Here is a 14,092-nt window from a genome sequence, read left to right on the forward strand (position 1 = left end):
CTCCCACCAGGTCCGGACGGCCCACAGCGAGTAACCTCCGACGAGATGGTTGTCGTACCAGACCGGACCGCACCACCGGCGGTACGCACCTCGGCATGCCCGGTAGCCGTAACCGTCCTTGGAGGTGCCGTGCCCCGCCCCGCTCCGTGGTATTCCCGCGTCGCCGGTCTGACCTCGCAGTTCTCCACTCCCCCGGGCCTGGCCGGCCTCCGGCGCTCCGTCTGGCACCGGGTCAGGACGGACGCCTTCGGGGCCGAGCCCCGGGGCGAGCGGCTGTCCCGGATCCACCGCTCCCCGCAGTTCGCCGACGGCGCCTTCCGCAACCCGCTGCCCACCCGCCGACTGGTCTACGAGCGCACGCCCCTGGAGATCACCCGGGCCCAGCTGACCTCGAACCGGACCCGCCGCAACCCCACCGCCGCCGTGCCGCTGCACCGGCTGCTCCCGGTCGAGCTGGCCGCGCCGCCCGCCTCCGGACTGCGGTTGACCTGGCTGGGCCACGCCACCGTGCTGGCCGAGATCGAGGGCCGCCGGGTGCTGTTCGACCCGGTCTGGGGCGAGCGCTGCTCGCCGTTCGGCTGGACCGGCCCCAAGCGGCTGCACCCGGTGCCGCTGCCGCTCGGCGAACTCGGGCCGGTGGACGTGGTGGTGGTCTCGCACGACCACTACGACCACCTGGACATGGCCACCGTCCGCGCGCTGGCCGGCACCGGCGCCGTGTTCGCCGTGCCGCTCGGCGTCGGCGCCCACCTGGAGCATTGGGGCGTACCGGCCGACCGGATCGTCGAGCTGGACTGGTGGGAGTCGGCCGAGGTCGCCGGGCTGACCCTGACCGCCACCCCGGCCCGGCACTACTGCTCGCGCGGACCGCGCACCAGCGCCCTGTTCCTCTGGGCCTCCTGGGTGGTGGCCGGGGCCGAGCACCGGGTCTTCCACAGCGGGGACACCGGCTACTTCCCCGGTTTCGCCGAGATCGGCCGCCGGCTCGGCCCCTTCGACGCGACGATGATGCAGGTCGGCGCCTACAGCGACTTCTGGCCCGAGGTGCACATGACCCCCGAGGAGGGGGTCCGGGCCCACCTCGACCTCGGCGGGGAGCTGCTGCTGCCGATCCACTGGTGCACCTTCAACCTGGCGCCGCACCCCTGGGAGGAGCCCGCCGAACGCGCGGTCGCCGCCGCCCAGGCGCTCGGCGCGCGGCTGGCGGCGCCCCGGCCCGGCAAGCCGTTCGAACCGGCCGACCCGCCGCCGCTGCGGCTCTGGTGGCGGGCCGTCGCGGCGCTGCCCCCGGGCCCGGAGCTGCTCGTCCCCGACGGCCCGGCCAAGGCCGCGGGCGGCCCCGCCACCCGGCCGCAGGCGGCCGCCGAGGACGGCGGCGTCACGGTCTGACCACGCGTGACCCGGCCCGGCGCTCGCCGGCAACCACCCGCGAGCGCCGCGCCCGGTCCGGCCGAGGGCCGGTCTTCAGCCCGCCAGCACGTCCCGCAGTGCCCGCGCCTCCTTGACCAGGCGGCTGGAGCCCGCACGGGCCGCCACCCGCGCCACCTCCTCGACCGGGCCGCGCGCCCCGGTCCGCCGGGCACAGTCCGCGGCCACCGCGACCACGTCCCCCAGGCCCCGCGGCGCCGGGTCGAGCACCAGCAGCCCGGGCAGCGCCGGGGCCAGCACCGACCAGACCGTGCCGTACGCGCCGGTCTGCGCCGCCGCGGCCAGCGCCTGGCCCAGTCGCGAGGGCAGCACCGTACCCGCGGCCACCAGCGCCGCCAGCTCCCGGCCGAGCAGGCCCCCGTCCAGATCCCCGCGCGCGGCGAGCACCAGCAGCGCGTCCACCGCCGCCGTCCGGTCCTCGGGGAAGCGCGCACCCAGCCCGTACGCCACCACCAGGTGCACCGCGAGCCCGGCCGGACCGCCGGCCTCGGCGAGGACGGGCAGCATCCCGGTCGCACCTCGCCGCTCGCGGTCGGCGGAGTCGGCGAACCAGTCCAGCCAGCGGGCCGCCAGCTCCTCCCGGTGGTGCGGGAGCATCGCGGCCCAGTGCACGGTGGGCTGCCACTCCCACTGGTCCTGCTTGCGGGCCCGGGCGACGCTCGGCTCGGTCCCCTCCAGCAGGCCCCGGAAGACGGCGTCCAGCCGCTCGCCGGCCGGGCCCGCGGGCCCGGAGCCGATCCCCGGCTGGGCGACGGCGACCCGGTTCAGGGCCTCCCACCAGCGGTTCCAGAAGGGGTGGCGGTCGTCGGCGCCCGGGCCGGGCGCGAAGACGACCCGCTCCGAGGGCTGGCCGGGCAGCCCGCCCCGGGCCAGCCAGTGCGCCACCCGGCGCCCGGCCGGGGAGGCGAGCCGCCCCGCCGCGGCGAGCGCCTCGGCGTCGGCGGTCGGCGCGAGCCGCAGCAGGGCGGCCTGCAGATCCATCTCGCCCGGCGCCACCCCCGCCTCCTCGTACCGGGCCAGCCGCCCGACCAGCGCGGACGCCTCCACCGCGCCGGTCGCATCGGTGGGGGTGGCCAGCAGCAGCGGCGGACAGTCGGTGCCGATCCGCTCGGCCGCCTCCACCAGCCGGGCGCCCAGCACGTGGCCGTACGCCGTGTTGTTCGCACCGCGCAGCGCGGGCCGGCCCTTGCGCCGGAGCACGCCCTTGCGGTGGTGCGGGTCCACCTGCCCGGTGACGGTGAGTGCGACGTACAGGACGTCCCGGGGCCCGCAGTCGTGCCAGCGCCCGGTCTCGCTCCAGTGCTGCACCCGCAGCACCGGCTCCAGCGCCGTGGCGAGCGCCGCCCGGTCGAGTCGGGCGTGCCGCACCAGGCCGTCCAGGACGCGCTCGAAGTCCGCGACGTCCGGCTCGTACCCCGCCAGCAGCGCGGACAACTCCTCCGCGACCTCGGCCGGCGTGGCGATCGGCTCCGCCAGCGGACGCGGGACGGGCACCGGCGGCAGCAGCTCGCTCCACCCGGTGTCCGGGTCGTCGCCGCCGACCGGGGCGCCGAACAGCCCGGCGGCGCGGGCGTGGTGGGCCGGGTTCAGCCCCTCGGCGGCGAACCGCAGCTCGGGCAGCACGGCCGGGCCGGCCGCCCCGAGGTGACGGGCCACCACGTTCAGCGCCCGCTCCTGGAGGGCGGTGTCCGGGTGGCCGAAGGCCTCGGCGGCGGCCAGCACCACCGGGCCGGCGCGCTCCGGCGAGCGCCTCGCGGCCTTCTCCAGCCAGCCCAGCTGCGCCCGGACCAGCTTCTTCTCCGTCCGGAACAGCACCACCGCGGAGGCCTCGACCACCACCTCGGGCTCGACCAGCGCGGCCTCGTCCAGCCCGGCGAGCACCTCCTGGGCATGGCCGGCCACCACCGAGACGCCGTCCAGCAGCGCGAGCAGGCTGCGGACGTGCCCGGCGTACTCCCCGGGCCCGGGGGCGAGCTCCCGCAGCATCGCGAGGAAGAGCCGCTGGTCGACCGGGCGGCCGCCGCGCACCAGCCGGGCGAGGCAGCGGTCGATCAGCTCGGCGCGGTCCAGCTCGCCGCTCGCGGCCAGCCCGGCGACCGCCTCGGCCCAGACGTCCCCCGGCCGGTCCGACCACCGGAACTCCAACAGCGAGCCGATGTCGGCCAGTTCGAACACCCGGGGCAGCAGCACCGGCCGGAAGGCGTCGGCGCGCAGCCGCTCCAGCAGCGTCGCGCGCGCACCGCCCCGGCCGCCGTCGCCCTGGACGAGCCGGCGCAGCCACTCGGTGACGAAGGCGTCGGACTCGGGCACCGGGCAGCCCGTCCGCCGCACCACCTGTTCGATCAGCGGGTAGAGCTCCCAGCTCCAGCCCTGCGGGGAGCGCTGGGCGAGCCGGGCGGCCACGTCGGTCTGCCACTCGACCGGCTGCGCCGCCACCACCTCGGCGAGCGCGGGGTGGCGCGCCCAGGAGCGCTCCGCGAAGTCCCGCCCGCCGATCCAGGCGGCGGCCGCGGCCGGCCCCGTGTGGCAGCCGGCACCGGCGACCAGCAGGGCCCCGCTCTGCCGGTCCGCCGCCTTCGACCACTCGCCCCGGAGCTGCTTGCGCAGCTCCTTCAGCTCCACCAGGCAGGCCCGCCGCTCGGCCGGGCCGAGCGCCGCGGCCAGGGCGGGCACCTGCGGTGTCCGCCCCTCCCGGACGGCCTGCAGCAGCTCCTCGACCGCGCTCATCGGCCGGCCTCCGTCCCGTTGTGGGCCTCGCGGACCATACCGACCGCCAGTGCGTGCTTGCACGGGCCGCGCCCGCCCCGGTACTTGGCCCACCACAGGCAGGTGCAGGCCGCCCGGCCCGCGGCGTCCGTCCGCACCCGCTGGACGTGGTCGTCCACCGTGACGGTGGCGAGGGCGCCGCCCTCCTCCAGCCGTACCGCTCCCGCCGCGACCAGCGCGCGGGCGGCCCGCAGCCGCGGGTTGTGCGCCTCGGCGCGGCCGGCGTCGTAGGGCAGCTGGCGGTGGAAGTAGGCGGCCTCCGCCGTGTCGTAGCCGATCTGCCCGGCCGTGCCGAGCCTGGTCAGCGCGGCCCGGACCCGCTCCGGGGGGAGCCCGGACTGCTCGGCCAGCTCGGCGGTGTCGATCCTCGGCTCCCAGGCGAGCAGCACGCCGACCAGCTCGGCGTCCTGCTCGGCCGTGCCGGTGGCCAGCGCGCCGAGCACCCCGCCCTCGCCGGAGAAGCCCCGGGAGGCGTCGGGCGAGAGGGTGAGGGTGAGCCGCATGCCCGGCAGCACCACCTCCCAGGCCGAGGCCTCCGATCCGTCGCCCGCCACCGGCCCGTACACCCGCAGCGCCAGCGCGTGGCGCAGCACCCGGTGCAGGGCGGCCAGCCGCTCCGGGCCGAGCAGCCGGATCGCGCCGGGCACCGGCCGGGTGGTGGGTCGCAGCGTCCGTCCGGCCGGGACGACCCACCCCGATGCGCCGGGGCGGGCGGTGCCGCGCGGCAGCGAGCGCAGGAAGCGGACGGCCTCGGCGGCGGGCAGCTCGGCCCGCAGGTCGAAGCCGGCGGCGGTGACCTGGGTCTCGGCGAAGCCGCGCAGCCAGCGCTCGGGCAGCGGGACCTTGCGCTCGACGACGGGCCCGTCGAAGGTGGTGACCTCCAGGGCGTCCGGTCCGACGGCCAGGTGCAGCGGGTCGGCCGGGCCGATCCGGGTGAGCGCCTCGCGCAGCGGGTTGTTGACGTCGACGTTGGTGGTGCCGTGGCCGATGTCGTCGCCGTCGAGCCCGGCCTCCAGCACGTCCAGGCGGGCGTAGACGCCGCAGCAGCCGGAGAAGGACTCGAAGCGCAGCCGGTCCCCGTTGGCGGTGACCACCGGGTCGAGCGAGGCGCGCAGCCTGGGCTGGTGGTAGCGGGCGGCGGCGACGTCGGCGACGGCGAGCAGCCCGGCGGCGGCCGGCGCCGGGTCGGCCAGGAAGCCCGCGAAGAAGCGCGGGTTGGCGACCGCCCCCAGCGGGGTGGCGCCGCCGGAGGTCTCCAGGGCGAGGCGGGGGCCGTCGGCTCCGTCGAGGACGGCGGACGGGCGCAGATAGGCGTACGCGTGTGCGGCTTGCGTCATGCCGAGCACGCTAGGTGACCGCACTGACAGTGCGTCCGGCCGCCGCAGGACTGAAACAGGTTCTATTGCGCGGAATACCGTCCGGGGTTACCCACGTCACACCGGTGGACCGTTGGCTTCTGCCACTATGGGCCGGTGAACGAGCTGACCCATCAGGAGACTCGGGCCACCGCCACCGGTGGCCCGTTCGCCGAGCTGCTGCGGATCGACCGGTTGGACGGGAACACGTTCCGGGGCCGCTGCCACGCCGGCGCCCCGATGCGCGCGTTCGGCGGCCAGGTCGCCGCGCAGGCGCTGACCGCGGCCGGGCGCACGGTCGGCGAGGGCCGCTCGGTGCACTCGCTACACGGCTACTTCCTGCTCCCCGGCGATCCGACCCGGCCGATCCGCTACGAGGTGGAGCGGCTGCGCGAGGGCCTGTCGTACGCCACCCGCCGGGTGACGGCCGTCCAGGGCGAGGAGGCGATCTTCACCCTGTCCGCCTCCTTCAAGCGCTCCGAGCCCGCCACCGACCGGCACCGGGAGATGCCCCCGGTGCCCGGCCCGGACGGGCTCCCGGACGCCTTCGCGCGCTGGGACGACGCCGCCCGCGGGGACGACCGGGCCCGGTTCGAGGGGTTCCGCGCCCTGGAGCTGCGCTTCGTCCCGCCGGACGCCCCCGGGCTGCCCCCGGCCGTGCCGGGCATGCCGCAGCAGTTCGTCTGGCTGCGCACCGGCTCCCCGCTGCCCGCCGGGGATCCGCTGGTGCACGTCTGCGCACTCACGTACCTGTCGGACCTGACGCTGGCCTCGACCGCCGGGCTGCACCTGCAGCCCAACTTCTTCCACCGCACCCAGCCGCCGCGGCTGATCCTCGCCTCACTGGACCACTCGATGTGGTTCCACCGCCCGTTCCGGGCCGACGAGTGGCTGCTGTTCGCCCAGCGCAGCCCGTCCGCCGCGGACGGCCGGGGGCTGTCGCTCGGCGAGTTCTACGACCGGGACGGCCTGCTGGTGGCCTCGGCGGTCCAGGAGGCCCTGGTCCGCGAACGGCCTCCCCGCCCCCGTTGACGGGTGCCCGCCGCACCGGTGGCCGGTACGCGAACAACGGGAGGCCGGTCGGCGTCATACTCCTGAGCGGTCCCGAGCCGTATCATGGTGCGGGTGACCAAGGTTGACCTGTCACCACGGCCGGTGGAGACGATGTCTCCGCGTCAGCTCGAACGCCGCGAGTCCCTGATCGCGGCCGCGCTCGCCCTGGTGAACGAGATCGGCGTCGAGCGGCTGCAGATGAAGCAGGTCTGCGAGCGGTCCGGAGTCGCCCTGGGGACGGCGTATCGCTACTTCTCCTCCAAGGACCACCTGTTGGCCGCGGCGATCGCCGAGTGGCACCGGCTGCTGCTGGCCGACCTGGTGGCGGAGCTGCGTGGGCCGCGGGCGGGGCTGGGGGCCACCGACCGGGTGGTGCGCTTCGTCCGGGGCGGCATGCGGGCCTATCAGCGCCAGCCCGAACTGGCCCGGCTGAGAGTGGCCGTCGCGGCGTCCACCGATCCCTTCGCGAGCGAGGCCCTGCAGGGCATGGCCCGTGCCGACAGCACCGCGCTCCAGGCGGTGATGGCCGAAGTCCCGGCCGCCGCGAGCGATCTGGTGCGGCACATCGTCGGCCATGCCTGGCAGGGCGAGCTGACCGCCTGGGTGACCGGCCGGACCACCCTGGGGGACGCCCGGCGGCGGCTGGAGGACGTGGTGCGGCTGGTGCTGACCCCGTACGAGACGCCGCACCCGGCGCCGTACGAGGTCCGGCCGACCAGCTGAGCCGACCGGCCCGGGCGACCGACCGGGCCGTACGGCGCGCGGTTCGGCGCCGTCCGACGGTCCGGCACGCCCTGCCGCCTCCTCGCCGCTCCCCGGCGTGCCCTCCCCTCTCCGCGCACGGGGACTGGACATAGTGCGACATGTATCCATTTCTTGATCATGCCGCCGACCGTCCAGTACGCCGTGAGAGGTACCCCCATGAGCAGTCCGCCGCCGGGCCCTGACGAACCCGCAGCGACCCTCCCCGCCGACCGGGCGGTCTTCGGGATCAGCGCCGTGCTGGTGCTGGCGGTGGTCGCCTGGGGGGTCTTCGCCCAGGACTCCCTCGGCGACGCCTCCAGCACCGCGCTGGCCTGGGTACTGCACAACTTCGGCTGGCTGTTCGTGGTCGCCGCCGACGTCTTCCTCGTCCTCACCGTCCTGCTCGCCTTCAGCCGCTTCGGCCGGATCCGGCTCGGCCGCGACGACGACCAGCCCGAGTTCTCCACCCTCGCCTGGGTCGCGATGATGTTCAGCGCCGGCATGGGCATCGGCCTGATGTTCTACGGCGTCGGCGAGCCGCTCCAGCTGTTCGCCGCCCCGCAGCCCGGCTCCGGCCTCGAACCGCAGAGCCCGGCCGCCGCCCAGAGCGCGCTGGAGTTCTCGCTCTTCCACTGGACGCTGCACCCGTGGGCGATCTACGCCGTGGCCGGCCTGGCCCTCGCCTACACCACCTTCCGCAAGGGCCGGGGCAACCGGCTCTCCGCCGCGTTCGTCCCGCTGATCGGGCAGCGCGGCGCGGACGGCTGGGCCGGGCGGGCGATCGACCTGCTCGCCGTGTTCGCCACCGTCTTCGGTTCGGCCACCAGCCTCGGCCTCGGCGCCCTCCAGGTCGCGGACGGCCTCGGCTACATCTCCTCGGTGCGCAACACCGAGAACGCCCAGCTGGTCATCATCGGCTCGCTGACCGCCGCCTTCGTGCTGTCCGCCTTCTCCGGCGTGCACAAGGGCGTCAAGTGGCTGTCCACCGCGAACGTCGTGCTGGCCTCGGTGATCATGGTCTACGTCTTCCTGGTCGGCCCGTCGGTCTTCGTGCTGGACGCGATCCCCTCCAGCGTCGGCGGCTACCTCTCCGACCTGGTCGCCATGTCCACCCAGACCGGCGCCTTCACCGACGAGAGCTGGCTCGGCACCTGGACGATCTTCTACTGGGCGTGGTGGCTCTCCTGGGCGCCCTTCGTCGGCACCTTCATCGCGCGGATCTCGCGCGGCCGCACCATCCGGCAGTTCCTGCTCGGCGTCCTGCTGGTGCCCAGCGGCGCCACGGTGATCTGGTTCTGCGTGATGGGCGGGACGGCGATCCGGCTGGACTCCACCGGCGCGGCCGACCTGGTCGCCACCATCCCGCAGGGCGCCGAGGCCTCGCTCTTCGAGATGCTCGACGCGCTGCCGCTCGGTTCGGTGACCAGCGTGGTGGCGGTCCTGCTGGTGATGACCTTCTTCATCACCAGCGCCGACTCCGCCTCGCTCGTCCTCGGCTCGCTCTCCAGCCGGGGCTCGCTGCACCCCCGCACCTGGCTGGTGGTGGTCTGGGGCGTCCTGATGGGCGGGGTGGCCGCCGCGCTGCTGCTGGCGGGCGGGCTCACCGCGCTGCAGAACGCCACCATCCTGGTCGCGCTGCCGTTCGTCGTGGTGATGCTGCTGCTCTGCGTCGCCCTGGTGAAGGAGCTGCGCGGGGACCCGGCGGCCGGACCCTCCCGCCTCCACCCCGCACACGGCCTGCGGGACGCCGTCCGGGTCGCCGTCGGCGAGGCGATGGCCGACGCCGGCCGGGGCCCGCGCCCGCCGTCCGGGTGAACCACCGCACCCGAAGCACCCTGTCCGGGCACCGCTCCACCCGGGGCGGGGCCCGGCCCGCACAATCCGACGCCCACGCCCCATCCGGACTTCACCCGTGCGTAGCGACCGTTAACGCCGCCCTGGAACGCTCTCTGACATGAACGCCAACCCTCCGGCGACCCTCGAGGATCCGCGCTTCCCGCTCCCCCAGCGCCACCGCCGTTTCCTCGCCGTCGCCGCCGTGCTCGCCTCCGTCGCCCTCGGCACCCTGGGCGTCGGCGCCACCGTGGAGACCGTCCGACACGACACGGTGGCGACGGCCACCGCCGGACGGTGAACTGACCCGGGCCGCGACGGCCCTCATTGCCCGCACCCTCGCCCGTCCCCCGGCACCGCAGTCCGGCCGTCCAGGCCCCGGATGCGGTGCTTTTCGGTGTTCCGGGCCAGCCGCTCGGGTCGGAGCCCCCGGCCGGGGGCTCAGCGCGTCAGACCCGCTGCTGGGTGAGCGGGCCCGGCTGGCCGGGGACGGCCGGCGGCCCGGGGCGGGAGTGGCGGCCGGTGCCGGGGGCCGGGAGGAGGTCCGCGGCCGGGGCGTAGCGGGCCGCGGGGGCCCGCAGCAGCCAGCCCGGCGGGCGGGTGCCGAGCGGCGCGCGGGTGATCAGGCCCATCCGGTGCAGAAGGTCGAGGGCGTCGCGCCGCAGCGCCGTCCGGTCGGCGAGGTAGTCGCGGCGCCAGCCGGCCGGGAGGCCGTACTCGTCGGCGATGTCCCCGAGCACGCCGTCTATCAGCGCGTCCGGGATCGACACGTCCGTGCCGGCGCTCTCCCCCGGCAGCGGGCGGACCTCCTCGACCAGGCGCTCGACCAGCAGCAGGGTGGCCTGGGCGAGCATGCCGGTGCCGGGCAGGGCCAGATCGGTGAGCTCGTCCGCGGGGTCGAGCAGGGCGACGCCCTCGGCCCGCAGCTCGGCCTCCAGGCCGAGGAAGTCGGCGAGGGCGGCCGGCCCGGTGTGGCGGTGGCGGTCCAGCCAGCTCCGCTGGTCCGCGGTGAGGTCGGCGCCGAGGACGGCCGGGGTCTCGGCGAGGCGGCGGCGGACGGCGATCGCGGGCTCGGCCTCGGCGGCCCGGCGGATCAGGTCGGCGGCGTCGTCCGCGAGGGCGGGCGGACCGGCCGGGACGGCGCGGGCGAGCTCCCGGTCCACGGTCAGGACGGCCGCCGGGTCGGCCTGGGCCGGGGCCTCGGTGAGGACCTGCCAGTCGGCCAGGGCCGCGAGCGCGGCGGCCAGCTCGGCCGGGTCGGCGGCCAGCCCGGGGGCGGCGGCGATCATCGCCGCCAGCAGCCGGCCGAGCGGCAGCTCCTCGGGGGCGTCGACCAGCAGCGCCAGCGCGAGCGCGAGTTGGGCGTAGGCGCCGGGCGTGAACGGGGCTCCGGTGCCGGGGTGTTCGAGCCGGCGGGCGCCGCCGGGGCCGAGGCCGGCCTTGCAGAGCCGGGCGTGCCAGGGGCCGACCACCAGCCGGTAGCCGAGCAGGGTGTCGAACCGCTCGGTCAGCCAGTCCCGGTGACGGCGGATCAGCGGGAACCCGTCGGCGTGCGACCCGGCGGCGGTGACCAGCGGATGGGCCAGCAGCAGCCGGGCGGCGATCCGGCGCTCGGCCGCGGCGGAACGGTCCTGCGGACAGCCGGCGGCCCGGGAGCGCTCGGGCTTGCGGTGCCGGCCCGGCCTGCCCGGGGTGGCGTCCGGGAGAGCGGCGTCCGGGGCGTCCGCGTCCCGCCGGGCCCGGCGCACACCGCGCACCGGGCGGGCCTCCCGCAGCCGCAGCACGGCCGGGGCGTGCGCGGTCGGCCCGTGCCACCAGCTGACCTCGGCGTCGGCCGGGCCGGCCCCCGGCTCGGCCAGGACGCCGAAGTGGCGGGCGGGGTAGAGGCCGAAGGAGGCGGCGCACAGGTCGTCGGCGGTGCCCGGGGAGGCCTCGGCGAACCAGTGGGCCAGCCGCAGCAGCCCCGGGTCGGGCGACAGCCCCTCGGCCGGCCCGTCCGCCGACGGCCGACCGGGCTCCGGCCGGGCGCCCTCCTGCGGACCGTCAGGGCGGATGCCGCGCACGGCGATGCCGGCGTCGGTGGTCCCCCGCCGCGCCCCGCCCTCGCGCCCGTCCGACGTGCCACCGGCCACCCGCGTGGTGCCGGTCGCGTACTCCTGCTGCTCCATGTCGTGGACCAGACTAGACGCTGGGCGCCGCCGCCGGTGGCAGTGCCCGGGGCCCGGGGCCGATCGGCCGGCCTCCGGGCCGTCCCGGTGCGGCGGCCGGCCGCCCGCCCCCGACGCTACGCGCCGGTAACAAACCCTTCCCCCACCGGGTACGGTCGCCTATCGTGCCGAGCACCGGCCCGCCGGCCGCCGCGCCCGCCCACCCGACCCCCCGGAGGACACCGCCGCATGAGTATCCGTACGACCACCCGCGCCGTCCTGGGCGGGCGCCTGCGCTCCGCCACCGGGCTGCTCACCGGCTTCGCCGCGACCTCGGCGGCCCACCTGGGCGCGATCCTCACCGACTCGCCCGTCCTGCGGCACGCCACCAAGCCCGCCCTGATGCCGCTGCTGGCCGCACACAGCGTCACCGCCGCCGCCACGGCCGCCCAGGAGGCCCCGAAGCTGCTGGCGCCCGCGCTGCTGCTGAGCGCCGGCGGGGACGTCCTGCTCCAGCTCGGCAACGACCCCGCGTTCCTGGCGGGCATGGGCTCCTTCGCGGCGGCGCACGTCTGCTACGTGACGATGTTCGTCCAGCGGGGCGCGCTCACCGACCGGCGGCGGGCGGCCGTGGTCGCGGTGGCGTACGCGACGGCCTGGGCGGCGATGGTCGGTCAGCTCTGGCCGGACCTCGGGGATCTGCGGGTCCCGGTGGCCGGCTACAGCCTGCTGCTCACCTCCACCGCCGTCACCTCGGCGGGCCTCGGCTGGCGGACGGGGCTGGGCGGGGCGCTGTTCCTGCTCTCCGACACCCTGATCGCCACCAAGCTGGCGAAGTGGCGGGAGCTGCCGGGCCATCAGTTCTGGATCATGGCCACCTACATCCTGGCCCAGTACCTGCTCTCCACCGGCCTCCTGAGGGCCCTGCGCGAGGAGGAGTCCGCCACCGGGGCGGCCGCCTGGCCGGACCGTGAGCCGTCCCCCGGGCGGAGCACCCGGCCGGCCATCGCCTGACACGCCTGCGCCGCCGGACCAGTGGTCCGGCGGCGCAGGAGGGTCAAGCGGATGACGCGGGTGGAGCGGGCTCAGACGGACCCGGCCCCGCCGCGGCGCCGCAGCAGCCAGAAGCCGCCGATCCCGCCCGCGACCAGCGCCACGCCACCGGCCAGCTCGGCCGGGTTGGCGGCGACCGAGCCGCCCAGACCGGTCTTCACCGCGCCGTGCGGGGCGACCTGCTGACTGCCCGCACCGGACTGCCCGAGCGAGCCGGCCCACTCCCCGGCCGCCTGGCCCCACTCGCCGAGGCTCCCGGTGGGCGAGGAGGACGAGGAGGAGGACGAGGCGGCGACGGTCGTCACGGTCACGCTGGTCGAGAAGGCGCCGCCGTCGGGGCAGGTGCCGTCGACCTTGCTGGCACCGCCGTCCCTGCTCGCCAGCCGGGCTGAGCCGGTGTGCTTGCCGTCCGAGCCGAGGGTGAGGGTGGCCGGACCGCCCTCGAAGGCCGCGGAGCTGGCGGTGATGGTCTTGGCGTTGGGCTTGTCGGACTTCTCACAGGAGACCGTGACCGTCACGGTCTGGCCCGGTGCGGCCTGGGACGGGCTGACCGTGGCGGCGCCGTCCTTGGCCAGCGCGAGGGGGGCCGTCAGGCCGGTCAGCACCGTCGCGCCGATCAGGGCGGCGGCGGCCGTACGCATGGAGCGCATACCCGAACCTCCGGGATTCTCGGGCGCAGCCGGGGACTCCGATGTCCTCGTGATCGAACAACTACACCCAGTCACTCACCGACAGTAGGCACGCACCCCCCGCCCGGCCACCGCTCGGGACCGTTCGGGGGACGGGGGCCGTGTCCGACCGGGCTCAGAGGTCCAGGTCGACCACGACCGGCGCGTGGTCGGAGGTGCCCTTGCCCTTGCGGGCCTCGCGGTCGACGTAGCTGTCCGTCACCGCGTCGGCGAAGGGCTTGTTGGCGTAGGTGAGGTCGATCCGCATGCCCCGGTTCTTGGGGAAGGCCAGCTGGCGGTAGTCCCAGTAGGTGTAGGGGCGGTCGTACTTGAGCGGGCGGGGCACGACGTCCTGGAGGCCGGCCTCGCCGAGGGCGGCCAGGGCGGCGCGCTCGGCGGGGGTGACGTGGGTCAGGCCCTCGAAGGCGGCGAGGTCGAAGACGTCCTCGTCGGTGGGCGCGATGTTGAAGTCGCCGAGCACGGCGAACGGCCGCTCCCCCGCGGCGTCCTCCAGCGAGGCCTGGCGCAGGGCCTCCAGCCACTCCAGCTTGTAGCGGTAGTGGGCGTGGTCGACCTCGCGGCCGTTGGGCACGTAGACCGACCAGACCCGGACCGGCCCGCAGGTGGCGGCGATGGCGCGCGGCTCGACGTCGGGCAGCAGGGCGTCGTCGGCGAGGTAGCCGGGCTGGCCCGGGAGGTCGCGCACCACGTCGTCCAGGCCGATCCGGGAGACGATCGCGACGCCGTTCCACCGGCCGGTGCCGTGGGCGGCCGTCTCGTAGCCCAGCTCGCGCACCGGCTCGTACGGGAAGGCGCCCCCGGCGCACTTGAGCTCCTGGAGGCAGAGCACGTCCGGCTTGGCGCTCTCCAGCCACTCCAGGAGTTTGGGCAGCCGCGCGGTGACGGAGTTGATGTTCCAGGTGGCGATGCGGACGGTCACGGCGGGTGGCCTTCCCGGTGGTGCGGACAGGGGCACGGGCGAGGGTGGGCGGCCCCGCAAGGCCGGGAGCGCCCACCCCGAATCTACCGCCGCGCACCGACAAAC

The 14,092-nt window shown here is 76.4% G+C and carries 11 protein-coding genes; 6 read left to right on the forward strand and 5 right to left on the reverse strand.

Annotated elements, in window-relative coordinates:
* The first annotated feature begins 198 nt into the window (after positions 1-198).
* The gene (locus ACIGZJ_RS04385; RefSeq protein ID WP_396456225.1) at positions 199-1,389 is read left to right on the forward strand and encodes an MBL fold metallo-hydrolase; all 1,191 of its coding nucleotides are present in this window, start codon (positions 199-201) and stop codon (positions 1,387-1,389) included.
* 75 nt (positions 1,390-1,464) lie between these two features.
* On the opposite strand, the gene ACIGZJ_RS04390 is transcribed toward ACIGZJ_RS04385, so the two are convergent.
* Together ACIGZJ_RS04390 and ACIGZJ_RS04395 are read right to left on the reverse strand one after the other, a co-directional pair.
* Positions 1,465-4,155: a DUF6493 family protein gene (locus tag ACIGZJ_RS04390; RefSeq protein WP_396455872.1), complete on the reverse strand. Its 2,691-nt coding sequence runs from the start codon at positions 4,153-4,155 to the stop codon at positions 1,465-1,467.
* On the reverse strand, positions 4,152-5,531 hold the full coding sequence (locus ACIGZJ_RS04395) for an SWIM zinc finger family protein (RefSeq protein WP_396455873.1): 1,380 nt from the start codon (positions 5,529-5,531) through the stop codon (positions 4,152-4,154). The genes ACIGZJ_RS04390 and ACIGZJ_RS04395 overlap by 4 nt, the downstream gene beginning before the upstream one ends.
* A 135-nt stretch (positions 5,532-5,666) precedes the next feature.
* Here ACIGZJ_RS04395 and ACIGZJ_RS04400 point away from each other — a divergent pair, with 135 nt between their 5' ends.
* The 4 genes from ACIGZJ_RS04400 to ACIGZJ_RS04415 all read left to right on the forward strand — a co-directional run bounded on the left by ACIGZJ_RS04400 (position 5,667) and on the right by ACIGZJ_RS04415 (position 9,480).
* Positions 5,667-6,581, forward strand: coding sequence for an acyl-CoA thioesterase (locus ACIGZJ_RS04400; protein WP_396455874.1), 915 nt, complete (start codon positions 5,667-5,669; stop codon positions 6,579-6,581).
* A gap of 93 nt (positions 6,582-6,674) precedes the next feature.
* Positions 6,675-7,325 carry a TetR/AcrR family transcriptional regulator gene (locus ACIGZJ_RS04405; RefSeq protein ID WP_392931300.1) on the forward strand — a complete coding sequence of 217 codons (651 nt, stop codon included), beginning with the start codon at positions 6,675-6,677 and terminating at the stop codon, positions 7,323-7,325.
* A 198-nt stretch (positions 7,326-7,523) separates the two neighbouring features.
* Positions 7,524-9,161: a BCCT family transporter gene (locus tag ACIGZJ_RS04410; RefSeq protein ID WP_396455875.1), complete on the forward strand. Its 1,638-nt coding sequence runs from the start codon at positions 7,524-7,526 to the stop codon at positions 9,159-9,161.
* Between the two features lie 139 nt (positions 9,162-9,300).
* Complete coding sequence (locus ACIGZJ_RS04415) at positions 9,301-9,480, forward strand: hypothetical protein (protein ID WP_392931304.1); 180 nt, start codon at positions 9,301-9,303, stop codon at positions 9,478-9,480.
* Between the two features lie 148 nt (positions 9,481-9,628).
* Here the strand turns inward: ACIGZJ_RS04415 and ACIGZJ_RS04420 are convergent, their stop codons facing one another.
* Positions 9,629-11,347, reverse strand: coding sequence for a DUF2398 family protein (locus ACIGZJ_RS04420; protein WP_396455876.1), 1,719 nt, complete (start codon positions 11,345-11,347; stop codon positions 9,629-9,631).
* Between the two features lie 228 nt (positions 11,348-11,575).
* On the opposite strand from ACIGZJ_RS04420, the gene ACIGZJ_RS04425 reads away from it, so the two are divergent.
* Positions 11,576-12,340, forward strand: a complete 765-nt coding sequence (locus tag ACIGZJ_RS04425; RefSeq protein ID WP_396455877.1) for a lysoplasmalogenase — start codon at positions 11,576-11,578, stop codon at positions 12,338-12,340.
* 71 nt (positions 12,341-12,411) lie between these two features.
* On the opposite strand, the gene ACIGZJ_RS04430 is transcribed toward ACIGZJ_RS04425, so the two are convergent.
* Positions 12,412-13,029: a hypothetical protein gene (locus ACIGZJ_RS04430; RefSeq protein ID WP_396455878.1), complete on the reverse strand. Its 618-nt coding sequence runs from the start codon at positions 13,027-13,029 to the stop codon at positions 12,412-12,414.
* Between the two features lie 154 nt (positions 13,030-13,183).
* Positions 13,184-13,987 carry an exodeoxyribonuclease III gene (locus tag ACIGZJ_RS04435; protein ID WP_396455879.1) on the reverse strand — a complete coding sequence of 268 codons (804 nt, stop codon included), beginning with the start codon at positions 13,985-13,987 and terminating at the stop codon, positions 13,184-13,186.
* Positions 13,988-14,092 lie beyond the last annotated feature (105 nt).

The organism is Kitasatospora sp. NPDC052868 (assembly GCF_044547105.1).
Classification (GTDB): Bacteria; Actinomycetota; Actinomycetes; order Streptomycetales; family Streptomycetaceae; genus Kitasatospora.

What these genes read in the sequence shown, in the direction of transcription:
- ACIGZJ_RS04430 (WP_396455878.1), bottom strand. Translation starts at nt 13,029, where the DNA reads ATGCGCTCCATGCGTACGGCCGCCGCCGCCCTGATCGGCGCGACGGTG.
- ACIGZJ_RS04420 (WP_396455876.1), bottom strand. Translation starts at nt 11,347, where the DNA reads ATGGAGCAGCAGGAGTACGCGACCGGCACCACGCGGGTGGCCGGTGGC.
- ACIGZJ_RS04425 (WP_396455877.1), top strand. Translation starts at nt 11,576, where the DNA reads ATGAGTATCCGTACGACCACCCGCGCCGTCCTGGGCGGGCGCCTGCGC.
- ACIGZJ_RS04390 (WP_396455872.1), bottom strand. Translation starts at nt 4,155, where the DNA reads ATGAGCGCGGTCGAGGAGCTGCTGCAGGCCGTCCGGGAGGGGCGGACA.
- ACIGZJ_RS04410 (WP_396455875.1), top strand. Translation starts at nt 7,524, where the DNA reads ATGAGCAGTCCGCCGCCGGGCCCTGACGAACCCGCAGCGACCCTCCCC.
- ACIGZJ_RS04415 (WP_392931304.1), top strand. Translation starts at nt 9,301, where the DNA reads ATGAACGCCAACCCTCCGGCGACCCTCGAGGATCCGCGCTTCCCGCTC.
- ACIGZJ_RS04395 (WP_396455873.1), bottom strand. Translation starts at nt 5,531, where the DNA reads ATGACGCAAGCCGCACACGCGTACGCCTATCTGCGCCCGTCCGCCGTC.